This is a genomic window from bacterium, assembly GCA_009926305.1.
Lineage (GTDB): Bacteria > Bdellovibrionota_C > UBA2361 > UBA2361 > RFPC01 > RFPC01.
Genome location: RFPC01000017.1, coordinates 1 through 23,854 on the forward strand (window position 1 = coordinate 1; position 23,854 = coordinate 23,854).

Sequence of the window (23,854 nt, forward strand, 5' to 3'; positions counted from 1 at the left end):
CTACGATAGAGGCTCATGGAAGAGGGATGCAGGTATATGGCGTTAATGGCGGCCTGCGGGGATGTCTGAAAGATGGCGCTGATGCCTTCATGCCGCTGGAGGTTGATGGCATTTCGAGAATATATAATCAAGGCGGCTCTCTACTTGGCACCTCTCGATTTAATCCCTTTTCTAAAAAAGAGAATGAAGAAAGGTTTGTTGAGATATTGAAAAAACTTCATATCGAGGGGCTCGTTATGATTGGTGGGGAGGGCACGGCCACCCTTAGCCACATTATTCATCAAAAGATGCCCACTATGCGCATCGCGCACGTTCCAAAAACTATTGATAATGATATTCCCCTTCCCGGTGGAAAAAGAACATTTGGATTCGAAACAGCACGTACCGTCGGAACCCAAATAGTAGACACGTTGATCGTCGATGCAAAAACCTGCAGGCGATGGTATCTTGTGGAAACTATGGGAAGACAAGCAGGCTTTCTGACCTTGGGAATTGGTTTAGCGTCAGGCGCATCTCTTGCACTTATTCCAGAAGAGTATTCTCGCGGTGCGCACGAACCAGCAGAATTTGCCAAGAGAATTGTGTCTACCATAAAAGCACAAAATATGGCTGGGAAAAATTATGGGGTCATTCTTCTCGCGGAGGGACTCCTTGATTGTCTTAGACCGGAAAGCTCAGAGCTTTTGGATGAAGATCTCCGAGACGAACTCGGTCGAATTACCTACTCAGAGATTGAACTAGGAGATGTGCTTCTTCCGCTTATCCGAAACCAGCTAGAGTCTGAAGGAATCACAGAAATTGAAATTAAGCATAAGACCGTCGGATATGAACTAAGATGTGCGAGACCTATAGCAGCCGATATCGAATATGCACGTATTCTGGGGTATGGAGCTATACAGGCTCTTTCTTCTCAGGAGGGTGCCTTCATGGTCACAAGAGAGTTTGAGAAGCTTTTTTTCGTTCCACTTGAACAGTTTGTCGCGAATGGAACAGTGAGAGGAAGAACCGTCGATCTCGAATCAGATTTCTACAAACTGGCATGTCGGTACATGGTTCGATAGCCCTACTTCATCACCATAAAAAGAGAAGCGCCTCACACATCAGCTTTGAGAACAGGATGGCTCGCCACCTCTCTTTTCTTCTTGAAGGGTGTTGATTGAGAGACAGACTGACGAACAGTGTCTTGAGAGAGGGAAAATGAGTTCCGGAGTTCCGGTAAGCACTGTTCATTCGAACGAGTAGCAATCAAATCAGCGACATGCAGGCGTAAAACTCTTCGTAGTTGCTCTTGTCTCAAACGTTCGCTATCCCCTCCCCATCGTGGCAGGGTGTCGGACGAAGTCCTTAGAGGTCTGCGCTGCAACTTCCGAAGCTTATCTATCCAACCAAACACTTCCATCACTGAGCTCTCCAGACACTTCCAAATAACACACGACAAAGAGGAAACTCGGTGGCTTTCACTGAATACCAGACCCCTTTTTCGAAATGTTTGATGACAAGAGAGAGTGTGTCGGTTCCTATCATTTAGAATGCCTGAAGATCCCCATGAAGTTCCTTCAACAAATCAGCAAGTTACCAACATCCTCTTCTGTTCCCATCACGGGCTCATATAAAACAACATTCTATTCAAATTGCCGAATATTAACTGATAGAAACCCATATTTGATTTGAATAGGTAATGATCATGCATATGAGTCTACCTCGTTGTTTATCTCCCACTTCAAGGGACCAACAAGACGCTCTTCAAGTATTTCTCGATGCTCTTCACTTCACTCTCAAGTCGGAGGGGGGAATATCTTACGACCCCAGAGACCCAGGAAATGCCGAAGGAAATGCGACTGCTTTTGGGATAACACAGAAAAGTTACGATGCCTGGAACAAAAAATGGGGACGTCCGATACGCTCCGTAACCGCTATTCGTCCGTGTGAAATTCAGAATCTCTACTTCGAAGATTATTATCTCGCTAGCCATGCACATCGTTTTACAAAGGAAATTGCCATCGCTCTTTTTGATACAGCCGTGCATACGGGACCTCGCAGAGCAATTCAATTACTTCAAGAGGTGCTCGGCATAGAGCCTGATGGAAGGGTAGGTCCGATAACTCTCAAATTCATTAAGGATGCTTGTCCACATTCACTCCTCAATCGTTTTCTAAGAAAGAGGGAAGAGTTTTATAAAGCGCTCTGCCAAAGGAAACCATCACTGTCAATTTTCTTAAAGGGCTGGCTCAGACGCGTTCATTTACTGAGAAATGAGGTGCTAGGGATAGGCGAAAGCCATTCTGACTACCCTCTATCTGACCAATAACTCTTGCAAATGGAAAACCTGATTTTCTCATCTTATGAAGCGTTGCCTTTGTATTATCGGACGCAATACCAAAAAGAATTGGCCCTGTTGTTTGAGGATCAATTAGCCAAGGATAGCGACGAACTGCTTCAAGCGTTGTATGCTGGCTTAGGATACTCTGCAAATTCGATTGATATAACGAACTTCTTATCCCAATTTGGCAAAGTGTTCGGACCCCTGGATAGAGGGGAATATGATCGGGAAGCAGCGTTACATGTACTGGGAGTTTGGCAATTTTGTTGAGTAAATGCCCCAGCAAGCCAAAACCAGTAACGTCCGTAGCAAATAGGACTGATTTTTCTTGAAGAATAGGGAGAAGTTTCAACTGACTCTGCAAAAGCTCTTTCTTCATGAGCTCAAGAGTACAACCCGATCCGAAGCCTCTTGCATAACCTGCTAGTAACGTACCAAGACCGACTCTTCTACTGATGATGATGTCAAAGGACGCACCCACGTCACAAAGCGCTTGCGGGACTTTCTCTCGTATAGCACTTACCTCAAAACCAGTAAGCTCAGAGTCTCCCACAGCACTATGCCCACCCACAATCAGACTTCCGTACTGCTGGGCAGCCAACCTACTCCCGGACATAAATTGCTCGAGCAATCTCTCCTCGACATCTTCAACCGCTCGTGGAAGCATTAACAGGGCATGCGCATTTTGAGGTTTAACCTTTTCTACGAGTAGGTCTGCCGCAGCATGATGGAATGCGAATTGTGCATTCGAGTAAGGATCCTTGGTAAAGGGTGTAAAAAAGTCTACACTCTGAACAAGCTCTTGATTCCCTTTCACTGATATCCGAGAAGAGTCTGAAAGCGGTGCTTGAAGATTTATGCATAATTGCTCTCTTCCGACTTTTCCGCCACAACCCTTGCAATACATCTCTTCTGAACCCTTGCGACTGAAAACCGATCCGAACACCCCTCGGTTCATAATCGGTAAGCGATGGAATTGACGTATAAATCGACCATCAATTATATCTTTTAACACTCGTGGCCATCGCCCTATAAAAGAGAGCGTTCCCCTCACAAAGAGAGCTTCCTCTTTGTCTGTCCCAATAATTTTCAAAAACCTTTTTTGAAGATAAATCGACTTCAGAGATTTTTTCCTGAGCTTCCTTCTCAGGTTCAGTACGAATGGTCTTGCTTGGCGAACTGCAAAAATACCCGACTTGGGTCTTTCCATACCTCTTATGTCCGCGATATCACCCAAGGCGAATATATCTGGGTGAGACGCGCTTTGAAGCGTATTTTCAACATCAAGAAATCCGCGGGGGGAAATAGCTAAACCACTACGGACTAGCCATTCCGGCAGAGATGCTCCTGCTGCTGAAATAACCTTACAACAGGAAAGACTCTCGCCATCAGTGGATGTAATGATTCTATCTGTAATCTGTTTGACCTCGAAGTGAGTCCTCGTTTGAATACCTCTCATACGTAAGACATTCAACACGCTGGCCCGCGCACGCTGCGGCAACTCTCGTAAAAAACTATCACTTCGCTCTAGGCAAATAATTTGAGCTTTCCCTTCAAAACGCGTATCCAATGCTAGAGCTAACTCAATAGCAGCTACTCCACCTCCTATTATGGCTAACTGGAAAATCTGCCCCTTCTTCTCTTCCTCCATTACTGCAAGCCAGCGCATAAATTGCTGAACAGGCTTAACACTACAAAGCGTCTCAGCATCGTGCCCTGCATTAAATACGGGTGAATGAACTCCAACATTCAAGCTGATGATGTCTCCACGTAATATTCTACCAGAAGATAGCTCAACTTCTTTTTTATCAGGATTAATTCTGGAAACATCACCTTGTATAAACACAGCACCTGCCCAGTCAGCCAACCGTGGAACATCAATATGAGCATCAGAGAACGGAATCCTTCTCGCGATAAGAGATGGCAACATTCCGCTGTAGGGCGCATAGCAAGAGTCTGAAACAATCGTAACCCTGACCGACGGCAATGGCTTCATCCCCAACATTCGAAGAGCCAAACAATGAGCGTGACCCGCACCTACGAGCAGGAGATCTTTTTCCAAAAGAGCGTGATAAGCTTTCTTTATCATAATACTTCACCGTTGACGGCGTAGCATGCCGCCACCACGAGATAACGAGGTAAACGAGTGGCTTCAGCGGCACTCACGTATTAGCGTACAATATACGTTCTAGGATAGCAGGCTCTCAACAAGAGTTGCGATTAAAAAAGTGATGCTTGCGAGACCATTCTGAGTGAAAAAGACATTATCCGCTCTATGTAATGTTTTTTCATGAATAATCATATTTTGCCGAAGTAAAAAAACTCCAAACACACCCATCAAAATGTAGTATGGAGAGTGCAATTCAGCTGCCATTCCGAAAATAATGAGTAAGACCCAAGAAATTACATGAGCGATCCTAGCGATACGGAGAGCGGATCCTATTCCCATCGCAGAAGGAATCGAAAAAAGTCCGACAGAACGATCAAACTGTGCATCTTGACAGGAATAAATAATATCAAATCCCGCCACCCAAAACAGCACGGCTGCCATCAAAACGAGTGGCTCGTATGTCAGGCTCCCTATCAGAGCAAACCAAACACCACCAGGAGCACATGCAAGTGCGAAGCCTAAGAAAAAGTGGCTGAATCTGCTAAACCGTTTAATCAATGAATACCCGCAGACAATGGCGAGTACGATCGGAGCAAGAATGAAACAATGGCTTCCGAGCTGCCAAGAGCCAAAAAGAAAGCCGATGCCAGCTAAGAACCAGAGCAGCAGAGCTTCATTTCTCTTGATCGCACCTGAGGGCAGCTCTCGATTCGAGGTTCTTGGATTAAGAGCATCCCATTTTTGATCTGCTATTCGATTAAAGGCCATTGCAGATGTTCGAGCTGCTATTACACACCATACAATCCATAAGATTTGCCCGATGGAGACATTCGTTGTCTTGGAACAAACCACCCCCATCCCCAAAGCAAACGGCAAAGCGAACACCGTGTGCGAGAACTTTACAAAACTGCCCCATGTTTTTAGCCGCACGGGTAGGGCAGAGGAAAATGCTTCAGTCATGAGTTGATGGTAAAGAGACCAGATTCAAAGATTTACTACTGCTCAACGTACGCCGACCCCCAGAATCCTTGTCATCACCCTTATCTCGGCCCCACCGAGGAACGAGCTCTCGGTGCAGACCCATTTGATCGAGGATTTTCATCACCATCATATCCACGAGATCCTGGATACACTCCGGACGCTGATAGAACCCTGGCATCGCTGGAACGATCCGGGTTTGCATCTTGGAGAGTCGCAACATATTTTCCAAGTGCAGTGAGGAAAGAGGCGTTTCCCTCGGAACGATTACCAAGCGCCTTCCTTCCTTCAGAACTACATCCGCTGCTCGATGAATCAGATTTTGACACAACCCATTTGCCACAGCTCCCAAGGTCCCCATCGAACAGGGAACTATAACCATGCCCTCCGTCAAGAAGGACCCTGAAGCGATTGCTGCACCAATATCTTTATTGTCATAAAAGAAGATCTGATCACTGGGTCTTCCAATCAGCGTTTCAGCAGAGAGCCGAGATGACTTTAACTTTACATTCTGCTCTTCATGCAGAACCCTGAAAGCTGCTTCGGAAAAGACTACGTGCACCTCGTCACAACACTGCTCAAGATGATCAATCAAGGTAAGGGCGTATGGCATCCCGCTGGCGCCAGTAATTCCCACAATCCAGTTCTTCTGAGGCGCTTCCTGCACGTTACTCTCCTTTGTATTCCGAGCTCTGTCGGGATCTCTACCGCGTGTTCTATTGTAACCTGCCAGCAATGCAAAGTCACTTCTTGTGGGTAGTCGATGATATCCACGATTCCCTAACGGAAATTTGTCGAAAAATCGTCCCCCCAGCTTGAGGAAACACCCCCTGAAACAAACCGATACTGAGAAAGTTCAACAAGATACGGCCTCTTTCTGGCCATGGTAAATGTAGGCCACGCCACCTGTAAGCGACTGTGATGAGCAACGTTGAAAGTGCGCTCTTTCCAGCTCCGCAACAAACTCAGCCTCACAGGGGAAATGTCTACTTGTTCTCGGAAGATATTCATAGGCTGCCCTATTCCCAGTCAGCAAGCCTCCTAACAAGGGCATGACTTGGAAACTGTAGAAGGAAAAAAGAGCATTCCATATTTTATTTTTAGGCTGACCAAATTCCATGATAAGGAGATGTCCCCCGGGCTTGAGCACCCGATACATTTCCTGTAATCCAAGCTGCAAATTTTCTATATTCCTCACTCCAAATGAGACCGTGAGAAGAGCAAAGGTTTCGTCTGAAAAAGGAAGGCACTGGGCATCAGCCTGAAGGAATAAACTCCTACTCCGCCTCTTCTTCCCTTGTTCTAACATAGGAAGACAGAAGTCAGCTCCGATACACATTGGAAAGCTATTTTCCAACTCAAAGAGCACATCGCCCGTACCACTACAAAGATCGAGAACCGGCCCATCAACAGGGAACTGCCTCCACTGCTTCGCGAGTTTCTTTCTCCACCATTTGTGAATGCCAAGACTCAAGCAAGAATTAGCAACATCGTATCGAGTCGCTATCGAGCCAAACATATCCTGTACGTCCTGACCAACTACTTGTATTTTCACTTGCTCATTTCCCATGACATATATTGCAATTTCTCTATTCCATATACCTTAAGCAACGATGTCAATAATTCACGGCCTTCTCATCCTCGTTTATATCCTTATTCCCCTGTTTGTACCCGAGGTCTTCATTCCCACACCATCACCGTTACAGTATTCATATGGACAAAAGACTTTTGTTTTAGGTCTTTGCATACTGGTTTGCTCTTGAGTTCTGAAATCCGGCAAGCTACCCTTTCCCTGGACTTATCGAAAGAAAAGATTAGGTCTATAGCCACCTGAACATTCACGTCGTAGATAGATTTTACAAACGACAATACTTTATGCACGAGAGGAACGATGCTCAGACACCAACGTAAAACGAATCATGCTCTGTCCCCTCAAATTCAGTATTCCCCAATAGCAATTCTTGAGACTGCCCAACCTCTAAGACGAACACCCCTGAAATTCAGCAACGTACGCATGCCGTGCCTATGGAAGCACTCAATCTTCGCTCCTGCTTTTTCTGTGTTCTGTAATGTTCTCTCCGTCTTTTTCGTCATCACCATGCTTGGCATCACTCCAGTAGATTTTGCTCTCGCTGCTCCACAAACCGAGGACGTCAAAACTGACGTACCCAGTTCGCACATCTCGCAAAAGTCGGCTGAACTGAACGAGCGTGGAGCTGCGCTAGCGCAAGAAGCGAACTTTCAAGAAGCAGAAGAACTTCTTCGCCAAGCGGTCTCACTGGATTCTCAGAATCTGTCGGCTATCTTTAACCTTGGCAGCGTCCTTATCCAAGTCGGCAAACTGAGGGAAGCGACTACTCTCTTGGAGAAGCATTCAAATCTTGCAAAGAACGACGCGGGACTGTTCGCGAGACTAGGAGACGCCTACTTCACTCAAAAAGAGATAAAAAAAGCAAAGACGGCATACGAGCGTGCGCTCGAACTCGACAACTCACTCCCTAAAGTCCCTGCGCGCCTCGGGACTGTCTATTCCCTCGGTAACGATCTGACCAAGGCTATTGAGCTGTATTTAGTAGCGATAGAGCAGGAACCTGAAAATATTGAATACCTGTCAAATTTGGTCAATCTTTATCTTGCTACGAATCAACCCCAAAAAGCAGTCAGTAGCGCTAAAAGAGCTCTACAATTACAACCATCGCCGCAACTCTATGTATCTCTCGGGTCTGCGTATGAACTTCAAAAGGAGTGGAAAAATTCACTTATTGCATTTCAGCGGGCAAAAGATCTTGGTGAATCAGGTTCTGACATCCAAGAAAAGATCGAGATTTTGAAAAAGAAAGTTGAAAGGACATGAAAACACGACTAACCATCAACTAATATCTTTGCGAGATAAAATGCAATTTTCAGAAATACGTCGGAAAATACTTAATGATCAATTGCCCCTGAATGCTGAAGAAGGAGTATGGCTTTACTCATCTGCAACTCTTCTCCAGCTAGGCCAATTAGCAAACGAAATTCGAGAAAAATTACATGGAGATAGAACGTATTACAATTGGAATCTCCATCTAAACTCGACAAATGTATGTAAATCAGACTGTCTATTCTGTTCTTTTGCCAGACTAAAAACGGGAATGCCACAGGCATATACCATGGATCTTCACACTGCCAAGCGATGGATTACAGAACGGTATCGGCCGGGAATGACAGAGATTCACATTGTTAATGGAAATAATCCTGATCTTCCATTTGAATACTATTGTGAACTCCTAAAAATGATCAGAGCAGAATTTCCTAAACTGCATATTAAGGCGTTCACTGCCGTCGAAATTCACCATTTTCATGAACAATTCGGCTTATCCTACGAAAGTATAATACAGAGCCTTATCGCTGCCGGGCTTGGCTCTCTCCCAGGGGGAGGTGCTGAGATTTTTTCTGCGAGAGTACGAAAAAAGATCTGTCGCGACAAAGCATCTGCGGAACAGTGGCTAGAAGTTCATCGCACCGCTCATCGCCTCGGACTGCGGTCAAACTGTACGATGCTTTATGGGACAGTCGAACGGCCACAAGAGATTGTTGAGCACTTGATTCAGCTGCGAACACTTCAAGAAGAAACAGGAGGTTTTCAGACCTTCATTCCCCTTGCTTTTCATAATGAGGGAAACCGAATGGAACGTTTACCCGCTCCTACTGGTAGTGATGATCTCCGAATAATGGCCTTAAGTCGGATCCTTCTCAACAACATCCCGCATATTAAGGCTTACTGGGTTATGCTGGGTATTAAGACCGCACAAATTGCCCAACACTTTGGAGCGAATGACTTTGATGGAACCGTAACGGAAGAAAAAATCTATCACATGGCAGGCTCAGACTCTCCTCAGAAACTCACCATAGAGGATATTCAGAGAATAATCGTTAGCACAAATCGGATTCCCATCGAACGAGACACCCTCTATCGAGAGGTTCAAGGGGAACAGGATTCTGGGACACAACTCGCTACGAGACATTGTGCCTAAACTCGCTGTAACGGATAGAGGAGCCACAGAGGGTCTCGTAAGCTCTCAGATAGGGTTAGCTCGAAACACGTACATATATGTATCTAGACAATAGAAACGACAACAGACAGTCTATACGATAGAGATAGTGGCGTGGAGAAGACAAATAGAATATTTTGTTCTCTGTGCTACTCATAAGTGCATCCAACTCAGGTTTCTCCGTGCGAAAAGCGACTGGAGAAAGGCTGAATAATCCATCAGGAGCAAAAGTGTCCGAAGACCTACTGAACAAAGTCGTATCTCTTGCCAAAAGAAGAGGGTTTATATTTCAGAGTAGTGAGATTTATGGGGGACTAAAAAGTGCCTACGACTACGGCCCATTAGGAGTTGAGCTTAAGCGAAATATTTCGAACTGCTGGTGGGAGTCGATGGTTCATGCCCGAGAAGATGTTGTTGGGCTTGATGCTGCTATCTTCATGCATCCAAGGGTCTGGAAGGCAAGTGGTCACTTGGCGGAATTCTCTGACCCCTTAGTAGACTGCTTGAACTGCGGCGGTCGTTTCCGCGCTGACAAAGCTCCGACACTGCCTCCTGAATCTCCTGTAACTTTCCGAGCAGGCGGGAAGTCCGACGGCGATGAGCTTCAAGGAACGGTCAGTGACCGCGGATATATCTGTCCTCTCTGTAATTGTCCGAACCTTTCGGCCGAACGTCAATTCAATCTTATGTTTCGTACGTCTATTGGACCAGTAGATCCGCTAGATAAAGCAATAAAGAAAATTGTGCATGGACGAATGAATGCCAAGGAGATTCGAAAGACGGTTGAAGAAGCCCTGCAACCATCAGCAATTTACCTGCGCCCAGAGACCGCCCAGGCAATATTTGTTCAATATCAGAATGTACAACAGAGCTTGGGAATGAAGATTCCATTTGGGATCGCACAAATAGGAAAAGCTTTTCGGAATGAGATTATCACTGAGAAGTTTATTTTTCGAACCTGTGAATTTGAGCAGATGGAGCTTGAGTTCTTCGTAGAACCTGGCACTGAAGGCGACTGGCTTGACTACTGGTCAAAAGCTCGCATGCAATGGTGGCAAACATTTGCTAATTCAACTGAGAATTTTCGCCTGAGACCGCATGAAGCTGATGAGCTGGCTCATTATGCCTCAGCTTGCTATGACATCGAATATGCTTATCCGTGGGGCTGGGATGAGCTGGAAGGCATCGCATCACGAACAGACTATGACCTTCGAAAACACTCAGAAGAATCTGGCAGCAAGTTGCACTTCTTTGATCAGCAAAAAGAGGACCCTGAAACAGGTAAACCAGGATATCGGTATATCCCATATGTTATTGAGCCTTCTGCTGGTTTAACGAGAGGACTCCTCGTGTATCTCCTCGATGCGTATACGGAAGAAGGAGGCAAAGATGCCGATGGAAATGATAAGATTCGAAAGGTTCTGAAGCTTCACCCAAGGCTTGCACCGATCAAAGCCGCAATTCTCCCTCTTGTAAAAAAGGAAGGGCTGCCAGAAAGAGCAGAGAAACTTTCGTTAGAGTTCTTTCAGTCGGGAATCAACGCACGCTTTGATGCCCAACAGTCTATTGGAAAACGATACGCAAAACACGATGAGATCGGCACACCCTTTTGCATCACTGTTGATCACCAAACACTAGAAGATGAGACAGTCACTATCCGAGATAGAGACTCGACCGAGCAACAGAGAATATCGGCGAGTCAAGCGGTACAGTTTGTTTTAGACGGCCTTAAGAAGTAAGCCCCCAAGAGGAGGATTCCTGTGTCCCTCACTCACTAATCTTCAGGCAACGCCGTACTGTTACCTAAGAAGTACCTGTTACCTAAGAAGTACTCGGGCATGCTCACGAAAAGGAGACCCGAAAGAAACGAGTTGGTTATACGTACAAGAGTGGGAAAGACATTCATTCTTGCACGAGAACCAATATCTTAGGCCACAAAGAATGCTGACAACGCGGCCCTCTTATCGCAACTCGAGTCTGGGGGAAATACTATTTAGCAAGTCTGCGAAAACTCCTTCCCGAAAAAACTTCTTCAATTGAGAGAATTGATCTTTCTCATAAATGAGATTTGGGATGGCTTCTTGATCAAGTGGCACTCCTGCCATTTCATAGATCTCTCGACTGGCATCATAGATTGTGCCATACCCATCAATCATCCCATACTCAAGGGCTTCCGAGCCAAGAATAATTCGCCCGTCTCCAATGGAATCGACGACATCCCGCTCAATTCCACGACCCGACACAACTGCATCCACGAACTCCTCTCTTACTTTATCAACTGATGCCTGCAAGAAATCCCTATCACTCTTGGTCATGGGGCGAAACGAATTCCCGACATCCTTGAGCTCGCCACTCTTGATGGTAATCATCTGAAAACCATACTGATCGGCAATTTTCGAGAAGTTGGGCAACTGTAAGATTACACCGATAGAACCTGTTAATGTCCCAGGTTGAGCCAAGATTTTCTTAGCTCCTAATGCTGCATAGAGCCCTCCAGAAGCTGCAACGGAGCCCATTACTGCAATGGTTGGCTTGCGCTCTGCTAATGCTCTAACAGTTGAATAAATGGCCTGCGATGGCCCAACAGCTCCGCCAGGTGAATTAATATCAAGAACGATTCCAAGGACATCATCATTGGCGCTATGTTTATAGAGTTCCTCGAGGATTTTCTTCGAATCGATTATCATCCCTTCAATTTCGACTACTGCAACTCCCTTCGCCGATTTTACCGGGGCTTTTACGGCTGAACCGGATATTGCGCCCACAAGTCCCGCTAAAAGAAATGGAATGCAAAATGCGAGGACTACTGCCCCTGTAATAAATTTGGCTAGCCAAGTTAAGTATCCCTTCATTACGAGAATCTCCCTAAATAGGTTATGAGCAATATAGCAAGGAGCACCGCACTCGATACTCCATGGATTATTCCCAAGTGAGCACGCTTGAGAACCTCTCCCCGACCTAATCGAGCCATCTGCTGCGATAAAAATACTGTTAATCCGAACAGAAGAACTACTAACGTCAGCTTGGTATGAAACCATCCTTGCTGAAAATATACGCTGCCTGCTCCCGATACAACATTGGCCACTCCTGTAACGAGCACGACAACCATACCTCCAAGGACAAAGCCCTTCCAGAGCGCCTTGACCGCCGCATACAGATCGCCCTGACCAAGAGACGAGCTCAGATTTTCATGGGTGGTGTAGACTCGCAAGACTCTACTGAGACAAACCAAGCCACCAACCCAAAAGACGATTCCTAAAATATGAATGGAAAGGGATATCTGCACAGCATTCACCTCAAAAAAGAAACTCAATAGAAAGCGAAGAGTAGAATAACAATAAATGGCTCATTTCCGCATTGAGAATTTACAGGAATCTCAAAAAATGGGGGCTTGTCCAACTCACCCAACGGCAACTTGGCATGATCAAAAGGCATCTCAGGGTTGAAGACTGGCTCCTCAGCAAAGCAGCTTAGGCGCTAGGCCTTTCCAAAAACTCACAGAAGGCATGGATGAGAGTAATGTGCACTTCCTGAATTCGATCGGTCTCTTGCGAAGGCACGACAAGTGCGTGCTTCACCATATTTACCAGTTCTCCACCATCCTTACCAAGTAGACCAATCGTCGGGGCATTGAGTGCATTAGCAACCTCTACCGCTTTAATTACATTCCTAGATTTTCCCGAGGTTGAAATTGCAATGAGAACATCTTTTTCCCTTAAAAACGTCTTAGCCTCCCTTTCAAAAAGGGTGTCATACGCATAGTCATTCCCCCAACACGTCAAAGTCGCTCCATCCATAAAATGATGAGCCCGAATTCCAGGTCGCTCCCTCTTATAACGAGCTACGAGTTCTTCCCGAAAGTGCATTGCATCACATGCAGAACCACCGTTCCCACAGATATAAACCGTTCCACCACTCTCAACAGACACTTGAATTTCTTGGGCTGCCCGCTGCCAGGCCTGTAAGAATCCCTCATTCTCACCAAGTTGCTGCTTCAACCTTGCCGACTCTAAAAGAAAATCCTGAGCTATCATTCTTATTCTCCTGTTAAGAACATCGTGTTTCCTGAGAAGAATGCTCCATAATGCTCGCCGCACTGCAGATTTCCTCTCGTTCTTCATGGGAAAGGCGATAAAGCGACTGGTACATGCAAGCTCGTCGAAGAAACAAATGTAACGGAAACTCCCAGGTAAATCCGATTCCTCCATGGAGTTGAATACACTTTTCGACGACAACCGGAATACGTTCTAGGGCTGCGGAAAGCGTTACCAGCGCAACGGACTCCCGTTGTCTATCCCCTCTGTCAAACATCTTTCCAAGAAAAAAGATAAGCGCTTCAAGCTCACGGACTTGAAGATACGTATTGGCTAGCGCATGACTAACCCCCTGAAAGCATCCTACAGGCACCCCAAACTGCCTTCTCTCACTCACGAAGTCTCGTGTCATTGAGAGAACTCTTTCTCCAATCCCCAGAAGCTCTGCTGCAACAAGAAATCGAATAATAGCTTTCCACTCTTGCCCCGATATATTCTTGCATGGAAGAGCTTTCTGCTTCGGAACCGAATACCTCCCTCTCGGAAGCATCCTCTCCAGCGACTTCGTCGGTGACAGATCACTCAAATCTGTACTCTCTCGGAAAAGATATACGCTGTCTTCAAGGCAACAGAGATATCCAATGCAATCTGAACGACGAACTACACCATTCATAATCCCATCTATAAAAAACGTATCTCCATCTTTTGAAACAGATAATTGTTGTTCGGAAGGGGGAATGATTGCCACAGTTTTTAGGCCGTTCCTGAGGGCATCAACAGATCCTTCGCCCAAAAAATCTAGTAGTGCCGTATTGTGGTCCTCGTTCGAAAGGAATGAGCAAAATAATGGGCCTGTTAGTAAACTCTCAACTAAAGACTCAGGGAGGAGATACTCTCCAGTTTGACGCTGCACATTGCCCAGAAGAGAAAATGGATTATCTTCTTTCGATAATTCTTGAAAGAACTCAAAAAATCCTATTTTCCGCATCTCTTCCCAAAGCGTGCTATCAGATGTGACCTCGTCCTCAAGTCGTGCATAGAGGTAGTCAGTAGTGATCTCTGATTTAAGAAATCTTTCTACCAGCTCAATCAGCTCAATGTGCTCTGGTTGCTCCATCTTTGATATCTGCCCCTTACCGTTCTTGATATTTCACTAAACAAGACCCATGAGAGCTTTTACCTCCTCATTCGGCTTCCATGGAGGTTCAAAAACAACTCGCACTTCGACCTCGTCGACCTCCTCAAGCTTACACACTTCAGAACGCACCTGCTCCACTAATGTTGGGCCTGATGGGCAAAGCGGTGTAGTAAAGGTCATATCAATCTCAACGGTTCGTTCATCAATTCGGATATCGTAAATCAGTCCTAGAAACCACAGATCCAAAAACAAATCTGGATCTTCGATCGTTTGTAAGACTGCTATGATCTCCTCTTCTGTAATCACAGAAATTTTCCTTTGCAGATAGCCTTTGACTTTAAGGAGTATGACAGCCCATGGGCAGGACAGGCAAGTCGTTTCAACCAGCTCTTCACCAGGCTTTAGCCTTTCTCCTTCTTACTTGATTGATCCCGATAAGTGGCATAGAGCCTCTCAAACGCTTCAGGAAAGGTTATTTCTCTTTTTACGAGCTGAATCGCAGAGTCTTTCAAAATATCCTGGCACGAGAGCTCAATCTCTTCTCGAATATCATCCAGAAACAACTGAAGTAGCCGCTGCTCCGTGAGATCAGCGGCCCGACGCTGTCCCAGCTTGCTCGAATGAAGCCAACTCTTGTGCTCAGACATCGACTGTCTTGCAGCAGTTATTCCCTCACTTTTAGTGGCAACCGTTCTAACAATCGGAGGAATCCAACCATCTGGCTGAACTTCAACAAGACTCAATAAGACATGCAGGTCTTTCTCGAGAATATCCGCACCAAACAGATCGCTTTTATTAATAATAAAGAGATCCGCTATCTCCAAGATTCCTGCCTTAAGTGACTGCACACTATCTCCCATCCCAGGGACCAATACTACGCAACACGTATCAGCACTTCGAACGATATCGACCTCCGCCTGCCCTACACCAACCGTTTCAATGATAATTACGTCAAAAGGCGCACTTTGCAGAATCAATAAGGCATCATGGGTACCACGACTAATACCCCCAAGCGCTCCTCGAGTTGCCATACTTCGAACAAATACAGAATCCTTCGCTAAGGCAGAGACCATCCGTATTCTATCACCCAATACCGCACCACCAGAGAATGGACTCGAGGGATCAATCGCTATAACTGCTACCCGTTTTCCCTCAGACGCCCACTCATAGGCAAGCTGATCAACAAGGCTTGATTTCCCTGCCCCGGGGGAACCTGTAACCCCTATGACATGCGCACTTTTCTTACGATTTGGGAGTTTTGTTAAAAGGTGTCGAGCTCGTGGAACACGATTCTCAGCAAGCGTTATAAAACGCGCGATCGCTCGAATATCGCCCTTGACCACCCCATCAATAAGTTCTTGATCTGAAAAAACTCCCATGCGTCTCTATCCCCGCTGGTACACCAACAGCTGTATTATTAATCAATCGGGTCTAAGAAAAAATAATTGATTATGATGAAATCTAACGGATCTTCCGCCAAAAGACCACTATCCGTAACATCCTAAATTTTGAGGAACTCAGAAAATTATCCTCATAGAATATAGAAATACCGTGGAAGAGACCCCCATCTCTTCCACGGCACCTGGGTGTGAGGTAAAAATTATCTAAGCGAGCTGAATAATTTCATTCAGCAACTGATCAATTGATGTAATAATTCTCGAATTTGCTTGGAATCCCCTTTGTAGAGTGATCAGTTTAACGAACTCTGTCGCAATATCAGTTGTTGATAGCTCTAAAGAACCTGATTGGATATTACCAAACGTTCCACTGCTAGGACTTCCTTGAATCGGCTCTCCTGAATCATTAGACTGTGCAAGGAGGTTACTACCTACTCTCTGAAGCCCCTCCTCATTCGCGAAGTTTGCTAAACCAATAGTTCCGATAACGGTATTTTCACCATTATCAAGAAGCGCGAAGATTTCTCCATTCCCAGAGATACTTACAGAGGTAACCGCTCCTACCCCCTGCCCATTTTGGCTAATTGAGTTAATATTCGAGTTTGCTGCAAACTGTGTGAATTGAGCAAAATCAAAAGCGATATCTCCAGTTGTAGTTGATCCATTATTCCACGGAATATTCGTAGCGTTAATGGTACTCCCTGAGGCAATAGAGCCGTCTGCATTGAATGTCATTGCTGATGATCCAAGGAATCTCGGCTCTCCAGTCTCTAATGAAGTAAGCGGATCTACATCTTCACTATTAACGTAAGCAGCAGCCGTCCAAGAGTTAGCACTTGCCTGATTCTTGAAGAAAAATACGGTTACGGTATGCGCCTCTCCAAGAGAATCTACCACATCAAGAGCTGTTTGAAACGCAGCCGCGTCAGACAGGTCAGCAAAAGTGAGAGTATTAGCGGTTCCATCCGTTCCTGCATTTGTTGCTTGGAGACTTGGTGCCGTGCCAGTTAGGCGGCCTATGACTATAGCATCTGTACTTCCTGCATCAAGATTCCCAGAAATCGTTACTGCGGATGTAGTGGTTGCGCTCGATGCAGCAGTGTTCAAATTGAGAGGGGCAAGTGCTCCCGTTCCATTAGAGGGGAACCCAAGCACTGAGTATCCATTTTGGTCGACAAGATTACCAGTCTCATCTGTTCTGAAATTTCCAGCTCGGGTATAGAAGCGTTGTGGTCCATCAGCAACTACAAAAAAGCCATTGCCATCAATTGCGAGATCAAGTGGTCGACTCGTGAATTCGAGCGTCCCTTGGCTAAAATTACTGGTCACACCTGCAAGCTGAGAACCCGAACCTATAGTTCTTCCAGCAGTTTGACCTCCAGCAATCAGATCGTTGAACTCGGCACGACTTGCTTTGTAACCAATCGTACTCGAGTTGGAAATATTATCACCCACAGCTGCGATAGCTGAACCGTGACTTGAAATACCTGCGCGACCTGCGAATAGTCCGTTTACGATGCTCACGTGTAATCTCCTTTAACCTAACTAAACAACAAAATTTCTTCTCTAGCCCGTTTAGCTTTTGGGCTACTTAAAAACATAAAACTACTTAGGAATCTGAACTCGAGATATCTCAGAAGTCAGAACCTCTCGATCTCCAACAAGAAGCGTAGGATTCGGACCTGGAATATATCCATTCACAATACCAGCTACTGATACTTCAGGGGCAATCTCACCACCTCCAGACGAAACGGCCTTTACTCTTGCCTGATAATCGCCATTTGCCGCTGTTACTTCATCGAGAGGAATTCTATGCGAACCGCTCGACAGAGGCCCAAAACTTAATACTTGCTGAACAATTCCAGCCGAATCAACCAGCTCAACCTGTACGTTTGATGCGTTATTACCGAGCTGGAATGCTATCTCTCCCGCATTCCCATTCGATACTGAGACGACATCTGAATCGAGCCATACCTCTTGGCCAAGATACGATACAAGTGACCCAAAACTGTCACTTCCCTTATCTGACTCAAGTTTTTCATTAATGCCGATTAACTGCTCAACCTGGGTGAACTGTGCAAGCTGTACTGCAAATTCCTCATTTTGCATCGGATTTAGTGGGTCTTGGTTCTGAAGCTGTGTTACCAGAAGCTCAAGAAATTCGGTCTGATCGATAATCTCAGGATTATCTTTCTTACTGGCAGCTCCGCCTAGCGCATCACCTGCTACTTGTCCTAGTCCGTTTATTGTCGCCATTTTTCCTTTATTCCCTATGCTACCCAGTGGTCAGAAATCTGTGAGCTCTTCTGCTCACCAACTACTGCAACAGAGTCGTGAGCAGAGAATCCATCTGTCTCCCCGCGCGATTCTCTCTCAAATTGTTCTTGCTGTTGTGAAAATGTATCGGCATTCGCATTTTGTTGGCTGCCGTCATCCTGAACAGAAACGTTTACATTATTTACATCAAGTCCAAGTCCCCGAAGAACTTGTTGAAGCTCTGCGCCCTTATCACGAAGTAAGGTGTTAACATGTGCATTATCAGCTGCTAAACGCGCATGTAAAACTCCATCTCGAATACTGACTTCCACTCTCACACTTCCTAGAGATGGTGGATCAAGTCGCAACGAAATTGATTTTCCATCCCGTGATTTTGCTACATCTCGTAATGCTTCCTCTACTTTTTTTAAGGTTCTCAGCTCTTGCCCCTTTGATAATTCCTTCATGGACTCCTTATTTGCTGCTGCCTCTGACTTATCCGCTTTCAGATTGATTACAGAGCCATGTGCCTGGCCATTAAGTGTTTGGCTATGCCCTTGCTGAGCACCTGAATTCGTAAAGCTAGACATCTGCTCAACTCCTCGTGAAACGCTAGCCTCAGATGGATTTGATAAAATTCTTGACTGAACTAGAGACGAAAAAAGTTCACTCTGCGGCTTAAATGTAGGAGACAAGATAACTTGTTGAGCGCCGGCCTCTTCACCGTTCTTTCCCTGAAGGAGACCTTCTACAAGTTTTGCAAGCTGATCCTCTCCTCGAGGCTGCCCTTGTTGTACCTGTTGATTGAGTGCAGTCTGTTGAATAGCACTGGTGACTTCCTTAACAACCTGAAGCTCCTCTCCGGTAACAGATTGAAATTCTGGTATCAGGGGCGTTCCTTGGGGGTTTTCACTTTGAGTTGGAGCACCACCTGATGGTTCCCCTGTTATAACCTTTACACCTGGCTGAAAGCGGGATTCTACCAGTCCATCTTGCACCACAGCATTCTCTTGTACGGCAGCATTCTCTTGTACGGCAGGACTCTCATGAATTTTTGTTTGCGATGGCAAACCCTGTGATACAGGGAGTTGCGGCGTCTCATCTATGACGACCTCGTTCGATGTAGCAGCGGTGAGTTGAACTCCTACTGCCAGAATAGCTCCCTCTGTGTCTTCGCTCTTCTCTGAGGAAGCGGGGATTGGCGTCTCAATGAGGATCTCCTCGGAGGGCGCCTCGTGATTGGCGTCTTCTTTTGCTTCTGAATTATCCTGCTCTGCAACATCTACTGTCTCCGTCTTATCAACAGTCGATGCGTCTTGCTCGCACGATGTCCGATTGCTGTTCTCTTGTGCTGAATTATCTGAATGCTTTACTGAGCTTTGAACGGATTCAGACTTGACTGCTGTGAACGTATTCACTTCTGATTGTTGCTGCTGAAATCTTGCGGACTCTTCTTCTTGAGCACTATTTTTTGAATTTGCTAACGTCGAAGTCTGATTTGCCAGTAAAGTGTTAAAATCTGTAGTCTTTTCTAGTTCTACCGAGATCTTATCAAGCAACTGAGAGAACTGTGCCATCAAGAGACCATCAGCTCCAGCTTGACCCAGTCTATTCGCCGATGGCGAAAGCTTTTCTGGAGGGGTGTTTTCAATCGCTATCCCCTGATTTTTCAAGATCGGACTCGGCATAATTATCCCTTTCTAGACACCTGCATCTGCAGCTGGGAGATAGGGAGCAATCTGTACGCCAAAAAATGATAAACATAAACATATGTGATATTAGGTAGTTAAGAGAACATTGTCCGCTCAATTGGGGCAATTAATGCCTCATAGAGGTGAATTCACCGAGTACGTGGAGAAGTCTTCCTCTCCTTCCAGACCCTCATAGCGACATTTCGCATGCAAATGATATCGAGAAGACCATTTCATGATAGCGGCACCTACCAAAGAAAGAGAAAGAGAAAGAGAAAGAGAAAGAGAAAGAAGGATTCGTATTGCTACGTTCTTCTGCAACAGCATAAGCAGGTATTACATGCTTATAATTCCCTGACTGTAATCGCCCCGTTTGGATATCCACCAACGGCAATCAGCCTATAAACACCCGCTATCACCATCGCATGAAGTGGCAGCTTATTCGCCTCTGCTTAACATCCTTGTGATCGTCAAAGCTCGCTCAGCACTCATAAGTGATAAAATCTGTCCGATCCTTTTCTCTGGCATTCTTTCAAGCAGGCCCAGCGCAATAGAAACATCCAGCTGCTCTATTAATTGAGCCGACTCTTTTGGATCCATTGAACCATAAACATTTGATAGCTGTTCAAGCTGACCATTCCTTCTTTCGGCACTCTTTTCTCGAGATATCTTTAACTGATCAGTAAGCTCCCTCAATTCAGCCAGCCGTACAACAAATTCCTGCTCTTTAAGCGAAAGCTCTCTAGCCTGCTGTTCAATCTGCGACTCCTGCTCACGCAGCTCTACACGTCGAATATCAAGCTGCTTTAAAACCGAAAGTTCCTCTTCTGAGTACCTTGGCAATGCCGGGACAGAACTCAGCGCAACTTCTTGGTGCAGAGAGGCACGAGCTGTGCTTACATTAAAAACTCCGGCATACTCAAATGCAGCAAGAGAAATCTTCATAAGAACGAAGAAGGCGACTAACGCCACTGCACTCTGAACTCCATTCGGCCTTGAATGATCGAATGCAAAGCGAGAGTTGTGACTGGCGCGGGAGTTATGTTGAGTTATGCTTTCTGCCGAGGACTCATCCGTAATAATTTTAGACCTCTCTCGTGTAGCATCCTCTCTTCTCATGCTCTCCCTGATTGCCTGAGCAATCTGTTTTGCAACTTGTGCGTCACCGCCGCCTTTTTGTCCCCCTTCTTTCATCCTGCCAATGGTTTTATGAAGGTCTCGGTAAAGCTCTGCAGCATCTTCTCGCGTCAGTTTTTTCTTTTTTGCATTCATCATTTTTCTCCGAACTGCATATTCCCCTTCAAGGTGCCTATCTCATCAAGAAAACTTGCTTCCTCTTTCTCATATTTCTCCGTATATGCTGATAGCTTTTTCTCTTTTAGTCTTTTCAGCACTTCTTCTTCTTTTGCCGCCTCTCTGTATTGTATGAGAGCCTCTTGCTGATCCCTCCGCGCCACTAGTAAGTTTTCTTCATTTACAGCAAGCTCTCCTCTCAGCCGAGTGATATAGTTCCCGAGTAAGCTCATCAGCTCACCGCTGGTAACAGGCGACGTAATCTTCGCCTCACTTAGAGATTGCAGGATCTGTTCCTCTTTTTTCTCTAGATCGCTCACTGTCTGATTTTTCTCAAGCAGCGCCTTATGGAGTCCATCTTTCAGTAACTTTCGGTACTCTAGAACGCGCTGCAGTCTAAACTTGAATTTTTTCGGCATGTTACACTATCCATTTTCCTGAGCACTCTGTGACTGCTCTGCCTGCGCTCGTTGATAGAGTTCATTGACCTTCTTATTCGCCTGTTCAACTACTGTTATAAGATTCTTACATGCATCTTCAAGTGACACCCTTTCGTCAGGCTTTTGGCGAAGAAAACTGTTCAGCATATCAATAGCACCAACCGCTCGGTCCACACGAGGATTCTGACCAGCCTTGTATGCTCCAATAGTGATAAGGTCTTCTGTATCTTTATACGTAGCTAAAATATCTCGGGCCTCCGAAGCAATATCAACAAATTGAGATGGAACAATGTCATTCATTACTCGAGAGATACTCTGTAACACATCGATAGCTGGGAAATGCCCCTTGGATGCGAGATCTCGATTGAGCACGACATGTCCATCTAGAATTCCTCGTACAGCATCTGCGACGGGTTCATTCATATCGTCCCCTTCAACCAGCACCGTGTAGAGAGCAGTAATAGAGCCCTGACCTTCTGTCGTTCCAGCCCGCTCAAGCAACTTTGGCAGTAAAGAAAATACGGAAGGCGTATAACCTCTCGTACTAGGCGGCTCACCGATTGCCAGCCCAATCTCTCTCTGAGCCATCGCGAGTCGTGTAACAGAGTCAAGCATAAGAACTACCTTCTTCTCCTGATCACGGAAGTACTCAGCAAGAGCGGTTGCATACAAGGAGGCACGTATTCTCATCAAAGCTGATTCATTACCCGTTGCTACAACAACAACGGAACGCTTTAATCCCTCCTCGCCAAGGTCTCGCTCTATGAATTCTCGAACCTCTCTTCCCCGCTCACCAATAAGACCAATAACATTCACCTCACTCTTAGAATGTTTCGCAATCATCCCAAGGAGCGTGGATTTTCCGACTCCAGAACCCGCCATGATGCCGGTCCTCTGCCCCTCTCCCATGGTAAGAAATCCGTTCATTGCCTTTACACCCAGGTCGAAAGGCTCCGATACCCGACGACGTGAGACCGGATTCGGAGGATCTCTTAGAATAGGGACTGCCTCACCTCCAGGCACCAATGGCCTCCCATCGAGGGGTCGTCCCATTCCATCAATAACTCTCCCTAAAAGATGTGGTCCCACTGGAACGTGAGATTCAAGACCAGTGGAAGTAATGGTTGCGCCCGGAGCAAGACCTTGGGGCTCTGCATAAGGCATAATCAGTATGCGGTCTTTTTTGAAGCCAACCACTTGCGCCTGTATCAGATGACTACCGGAGCGAATATCAACAGTAGAACCAACGGAAACAAAAGGCCCAGTGCCTTCAATAATTAAACCCCTTACATCAGTAACTGTTCCGCGCATTTCGCATGCACTGGTGAAGTCAAGCACCGATGAGGCTTTTTGAAATGCACTGCTCATTTTACAACTCGCATCACTTGTTCAGCGATTCTCTGCCATGCCTCTTCTAATTGGTAATCAATTTCACCAGCACTTGTATCAACCACACAACCTGAACGAACGGTCTCATCTGACTCGAAATTCCACGACTGATCGGAATCATCGAGCATCTTCCTAACGCCAAAGATCTCGATAAACTCGAAGTCCTGGGGACTAACGCGAACACGCTCTATGAGCGCACTTCCAACTTTCGATAAAGCCTCACGCACAATCTCAATAATATACTCAGGATTAATCTCAACTGCTTGTCCGACTAATTTCTTTGCAATCTCAAGAGAAAATTTGACAGCATCGCTCTCTAGCTCTTGTAGAGTCCGTTCCGACTGCTGTATCAGGTCCTTTAGGACTATTTCAATAGACTCATTTCTTTTGTTTTGAGCGATTACCTCTTCTTGCATCGCCTCCTCGCGACCATACTGCTTCCCTTCCTCAACGCCAGCTGCATGTGCCTCAGCTACTTTCTGCTCCATTACTGCCTTTAGGGAATCAATCTCATCACGCAGCTGCAATTCGACAGATTTCTCCTCTTCAACATATCCAGTAACACTATGTGCAAAGATTTTTTTCTGCTGATCGATCTGCCCTCCATAGTCGGCAAACATCGCATCTGAGCGAGTCTCATCAGATTCAATAATGGCAATTTCAAGTGGCTCAAAGTGGGGATTCTCATCAATCTCGTCGATCATTTCCCACGACGAATCGACATAAGGCGTTTCTTGATAGTCTGCTTGACGCTCGGGGTTTTGAGCTGTTGTCATT

General features: G+C 45.8%; 24 protein-coding genes. 5 read left to right on the forward strand and 19 right to left on the reverse strand.

Annotation, left to right across the window (positions count from 1 at the left end; translation table 11 throughout):
* Nucleotides 1-1,061: 6-phosphofructokinase (locus tag EBR25_04555; GenBank protein NBW40262.1), on the forward strand; the 1,061-nt coding region annotated here is incomplete at its 5' end.
* A 32-nt stretch (nt 1,062-1,093) separates the two neighbouring features.
* Here the strand turns inward: EBR25_04555 and EBR25_04560 are convergent.
* Complete coding sequence (locus tag EBR25_04560) at nt 1,094-1,399, reverse strand: hypothetical protein (GenBank protein ID NBW40263.1); 306 nt, start codon at nt 1,397-1,399, stop codon at nt 1,094-1,096.
* A gap of 279 nt (nt 1,400-1,678) precedes the next feature.
* Here EBR25_04560 and EBR25_04565 point away from each other — a divergent pair, with 279 nt between their 5' ends.
* Nucleotides 1,679-2,308, forward strand: a complete 630-nt coding sequence (locus EBR25_04565; GenBank protein ID NBW40264.1) for a hypothetical protein — start codon at nt 1,679-1,681, stop codon at nt 2,306-2,308.
* Here the strand turns inward: EBR25_04565 and selD are convergent.
* The 4 genes from selD to EBR25_04585 form a co-directional block, all read right to left on the reverse strand.
* Complete coding sequence (selD, locus tag EBR25_04570; protein NBW40265.1) at nt 2,229-4,409, reverse strand: selenide, water dikinase SelD; 2,181 nt, start codon at nt 4,407-4,409, stop codon at nt 2,229-2,231. The genes EBR25_04565 and selD overlap by 80 nt on opposite strands.
* Nucleotides 4,410-4,508: 99 nt before the next feature.
* Nucleotides 4,509-5,390, reverse strand: a complete 882-nt coding sequence (locus tag EBR25_04575) for a 4-hydroxybenzoate octaprenyltransferase (protein NBW40266.1) — start codon at nt 5,388-5,390, stop codon at nt 4,509-4,511.
* A complete protein-coding gene (locus tag EBR25_04580) occupies nt 5,383-6,021 on the reverse strand; it encodes a UbiX family flavin prenyltransferase (GenBank protein ID NBW40267.1) in 639 nt (212 codons plus the stop codon). Before EBR25_04580 ends, EBR25_04575 begins: the two co-directional genes overlap by 8 nt.
* A gap of 243 nt (nt 6,022-6,264) precedes the next feature.
* On the reverse strand, nt 6,265-6,978 hold the full coding sequence (locus tag EBR25_04585) for a ubiquinone/menaquinone biosynthesis methyltransferase (protein NBW40268.1): 714 nt from the start codon (nt 6,976-6,978) through the stop codon (nt 6,265-6,267).
* Nucleotides 6,979-7,299: 321 nt separating this feature from the next.
* On the opposite strand from EBR25_04585, the gene EBR25_04590 reads away from it, so the two are divergent.
* The 3 genes from EBR25_04590 (at nt 7,300) to EBR25_04600 (ending at nt 11,178) form a co-directional block, all read left to right on the forward strand.
* Nucleotides 7,300-8,262, forward strand: a complete 963-nt coding sequence (locus EBR25_04590; GenBank protein NBW40269.1) for a tetratricopeptide repeat protein — start codon at nt 7,300-7,302, stop codon at nt 8,260-8,262.
* A gap of 40 nt (nt 8,263-8,302) precedes the next feature.
* On the forward strand, nt 8,303-9,421 hold the full coding sequence (mqnE, locus tag EBR25_04595) for an aminofutalosine synthase MqnE (GenBank protein ID NBW40270.1): 1,119 nt from the start codon (nt 8,303-8,305) through the stop codon (nt 9,419-9,421).
* 302 nt (nt 9,422-9,723) lie between these two features.
* On the forward strand, nt 9,724-11,178 hold the full coding sequence (locus EBR25_04600) for a glycine--tRNA ligase (protein NBW40271.1): 1,455 nt from the start codon (nt 9,724-9,726) through the stop codon (nt 11,176-11,178).
* Between the two features lie 222 nt (nt 11,179-11,400).
* On the opposite strand, the gene sppA is transcribed toward EBR25_04600, so the two are convergent.
* The 14 genes from sppA to EBR25_04670 all read right to left on the reverse strand — a co-directional run bounded on the left by sppA (nt 11,401) and on the right by EBR25_04670 (nt 23,853).
* Nucleotides 11,401-12,477, reverse strand: a complete 1,077-nt coding sequence (sppA, locus tag EBR25_04605; protein ID NBW40272.1) for a signal peptide peptidase SppA — start codon at nt 12,475-12,477, stop codon at nt 11,401-11,403.
* Nucleotides 12,291-12,782 (reverse strand): hypothetical protein, encoded by a 492-nt coding sequence (locus EBR25_04610; protein NBW40273.1) that lies wholly within the window; start codon nt 12,780-12,782, stop codon nt 12,291-12,293. The genes sppA and EBR25_04610 overlap by 187 nt, the downstream gene beginning before the upstream one ends.
* A gap of 127 nt (nt 12,783-12,909) precedes the next feature.
* Nucleotides 12,910-13,473 carry an SIS domain-containing protein gene (locus EBR25_04615; GenBank protein NBW40274.1) on the reverse strand — a complete coding sequence of 188 codons (564 nt, stop codon included), beginning with the start codon at nt 13,471-13,473 and terminating at the stop codon, nt 12,910-12,912.
* A gap of 13 nt (nt 13,474-13,486) precedes the next feature.
* Nucleotides 13,487-14,590, reverse strand: a complete 1,104-nt coding sequence (locus EBR25_04620; GenBank protein NBW40275.1) for an acyl-CoA dehydrogenase — start codon at nt 14,588-14,590, stop codon at nt 13,487-13,489.
* Nucleotides 14,591-14,626: 36 nt separating this feature from the next.
* The gene (locus tag EBR25_04625; GenBank protein NBW40276.1) at nt 14,627-14,935 is read right to left on the reverse strand and encodes a DUF59 domain-containing protein; all 309 of its coding nucleotides are present in this window, start codon (nt 14,933-14,935) and stop codon (nt 14,627-14,629) included.
* 77 nt (nt 14,936-15,012) lie between these two features.
* On the reverse strand, nt 15,013-15,990 hold the full coding sequence (gene meaB / locus EBR25_04630; GenBank protein NBW40277.1) for a methylmalonyl Co-A mutase-associated GTPase MeaB: 978 nt from the start codon (nt 15,988-15,990) through the stop codon (nt 15,013-15,015).
* 225 nt (nt 15,991-16,215) lie between these two features.
* Nucleotides 16,216-17,532, reverse strand: a complete 1,317-nt coding sequence (locus tag EBR25_04635) for a flagellar hook protein FlgE (protein NBW40278.1) — start codon at nt 17,530-17,532, stop codon at nt 16,216-16,218.
* Between the two features lie 81 nt (nt 17,533-17,613).
* Complete coding sequence (locus EBR25_04640) at nt 17,614-18,264, reverse strand: hypothetical protein (protein NBW40279.1); 651 nt, start codon at nt 18,262-18,264, stop codon at nt 17,614-17,616.
* A 14-nt stretch (nt 18,265-18,278) separates the two neighbouring features.
* Complete coding sequence (locus EBR25_04645; GenBank protein NBW40280.1) at nt 18,279-19,952, reverse strand: flagellar hook-length control protein FliK; 1,674 nt, start codon at nt 19,950-19,952, stop codon at nt 18,279-18,281.
* Nucleotides 19,953-20,090: 138 nt separating this feature from the next.
* Nucleotides 20,091-20,282, reverse strand: a complete 192-nt coding sequence (locus EBR25_04650; protein NBW40281.1) for a hypothetical protein — start codon at nt 20,280-20,282, stop codon at nt 20,091-20,093.
* A gap of 111 nt (nt 20,283-20,393) precedes the next feature.
* Nucleotides 20,394-21,230 (reverse strand): hypothetical protein, encoded by an 837-nt coding sequence (locus EBR25_04655; protein NBW40282.1) that lies wholly within the window; start codon nt 21,228-21,230, stop codon nt 20,394-20,396.
* Entirely contained in the window at nt 21,227-21,667 is a 441-nt protein-coding gene (locus EBR25_04660; GenBank protein NBW40283.1) for a hypothetical protein, read from the reverse strand. The genes EBR25_04655 and EBR25_04660 overlap by 4 nt, the downstream gene beginning before the upstream one ends.
* A gap of 6 nt (nt 21,668-21,673) precedes the next feature.
* Complete coding sequence (locus EBR25_04665; protein NBW40284.1) at nt 21,674-23,056, reverse strand: FliI/YscN family ATPase; 1,383 nt, start codon at nt 23,054-23,056, stop codon at nt 21,674-21,676.
* The gene (locus tag EBR25_04670) at nt 23,053-23,853 is read right to left on the reverse strand and encodes a hypothetical protein (protein ID NBW40285.1); all 801 of its coding nucleotides are present in this window, start codon (nt 23,851-23,853) and stop codon (nt 23,053-23,055) included. Before EBR25_04670 ends, EBR25_04665 begins: the two co-directional genes overlap by 4 nt.
* Nucleotide 23,854 lies beyond the last annotated feature (1 nt).

What these genes read in the sequence shown, in the direction of transcription:
- EBR25_04560 (NBW40263.1), bottom strand. Translation starts at nt 1,399, where the DNA reads ATGGAAGTGTTTGGTTGGATAGATAAGCTTCGGAAGTTGCAGCGCAGA.
- EBR25_04565 (NBW40264.1), top strand. Translation starts at nt 1,679, where the DNA reads ATGATCATGCATATGAGTCTACCTCGTTGTTTATCTCCCACTTCAAGG.
- selD (NBW40265.1), bottom strand. Translation starts at nt 4,409, where the DNA reads ATGATAAAGAAAGCTTATCACGCTCTTTTGGAAAAAGATCTCCTGCTC.
- EBR25_04575 (NBW40266.1), bottom strand. Translation starts at nt 5,390, where the DNA reads ATGACTGAAGCATTTTCCTCTGCCCTACCCGTGCGGCTAAAAACATGG.
- EBR25_04580 (NBW40267.1), bottom strand. Translation starts at nt 6,021, where the DNA reads ATGCCATACGCCCTTACCTTGATTGATCATCTTGAGCAGTGTTGTGAC.
- EBR25_04585 (NBW40268.1), bottom strand. Translation starts at nt 6,978, where the DNA reads ATGGGAAATGAGCAAGTGAAAATACAAGTAGTTGGTCAGGACGTACAG.
- EBR25_04590 (NBW40269.1), top strand. Translation starts at nt 7,300, where the DNA reads ATGCTCAGACACCAACGTAAAACGAATCATGCTCTGTCCCCTCAAATT.
- mqnE (NBW40270.1), top strand. Translation starts at nt 8,303, where the DNA reads ATGCAATTTTCAGAAATACGTCGGAAAATACTTAATGATCAATTGCCC.
- sppA (NBW40272.1), bottom strand. Translation starts at nt 12,477, where the DNA reads ATGGTTTCATACCAAGCTGACGTTAGTAGTTCTTCTGTTCGGATTAAC.
- EBR25_04615 (NBW40274.1), bottom strand. Translation starts at nt 13,473, where the DNA reads ATGATAGCTCAGGATTTTCTTTTAGAGTCGGCAAGGTTGAAGCAGCAA.
- EBR25_04620 (NBW40275.1), bottom strand. Translation starts at nt 14,590, where the DNA reads ATGGAGCAACCAGAGCACATTGAGCTGATTGAGCTGGTAGAAAGATTT.
- meaB (NBW40277.1), bottom strand. Translation starts at nt 15,990, where the DNA reads ATGGGAGTTTTTTCAGATCAAGAACTTATTGATGGGGTGGTCAAGGGC.
- EBR25_04640 (NBW40279.1), bottom strand. Translation starts at nt 18,264, where the DNA reads ATGGCGACAATAAACGGACTAGGACAAGTAGCAGGTGATGCGCTAGGC.
- EBR25_04645 (NBW40280.1), bottom strand. Translation starts at nt 19,952, where the DNA reads ATGCCGAGTCCGATCTTGAAAAATCAGGGGATAGCGATTGAAAACACC.
- EBR25_04650 (NBW40281.1), bottom strand. Translation starts at nt 20,282, where the DNA reads ATGCTGTTGCAGAAGAACGTAGCAATACGAATCCTTCTTTCTCTTTCT.
- EBR25_04655 (NBW40282.1), bottom strand. Translation starts at nt 21,230, where the DNA reads ATGATGAATGCAAAAAAGAAAAAACTGACGCGAGAAGATGCTGCAGAG.
- EBR25_04660 (NBW40283.1), bottom strand. Translation starts at nt 21,667, where the DNA reads ATGCCGAAAAAATTCAAGTTTAGACTGCAGCGCGTTCTAGAGTACCGA.
- EBR25_04665 (NBW40284.1), bottom strand. Translation starts at nt 23,056, where the DNA reads ATGAGCAGTGCATTTCAAAAAGCCTCATCGGTGCTTGACTTCACCAGT.
- EBR25_04670 (NBW40285.1), bottom strand. Translation starts at nt 23,853, where the DNA reads ATGACAACAGCTCAAAACCCCGAGCGTCAAGCAGACTATCAAGAAACG.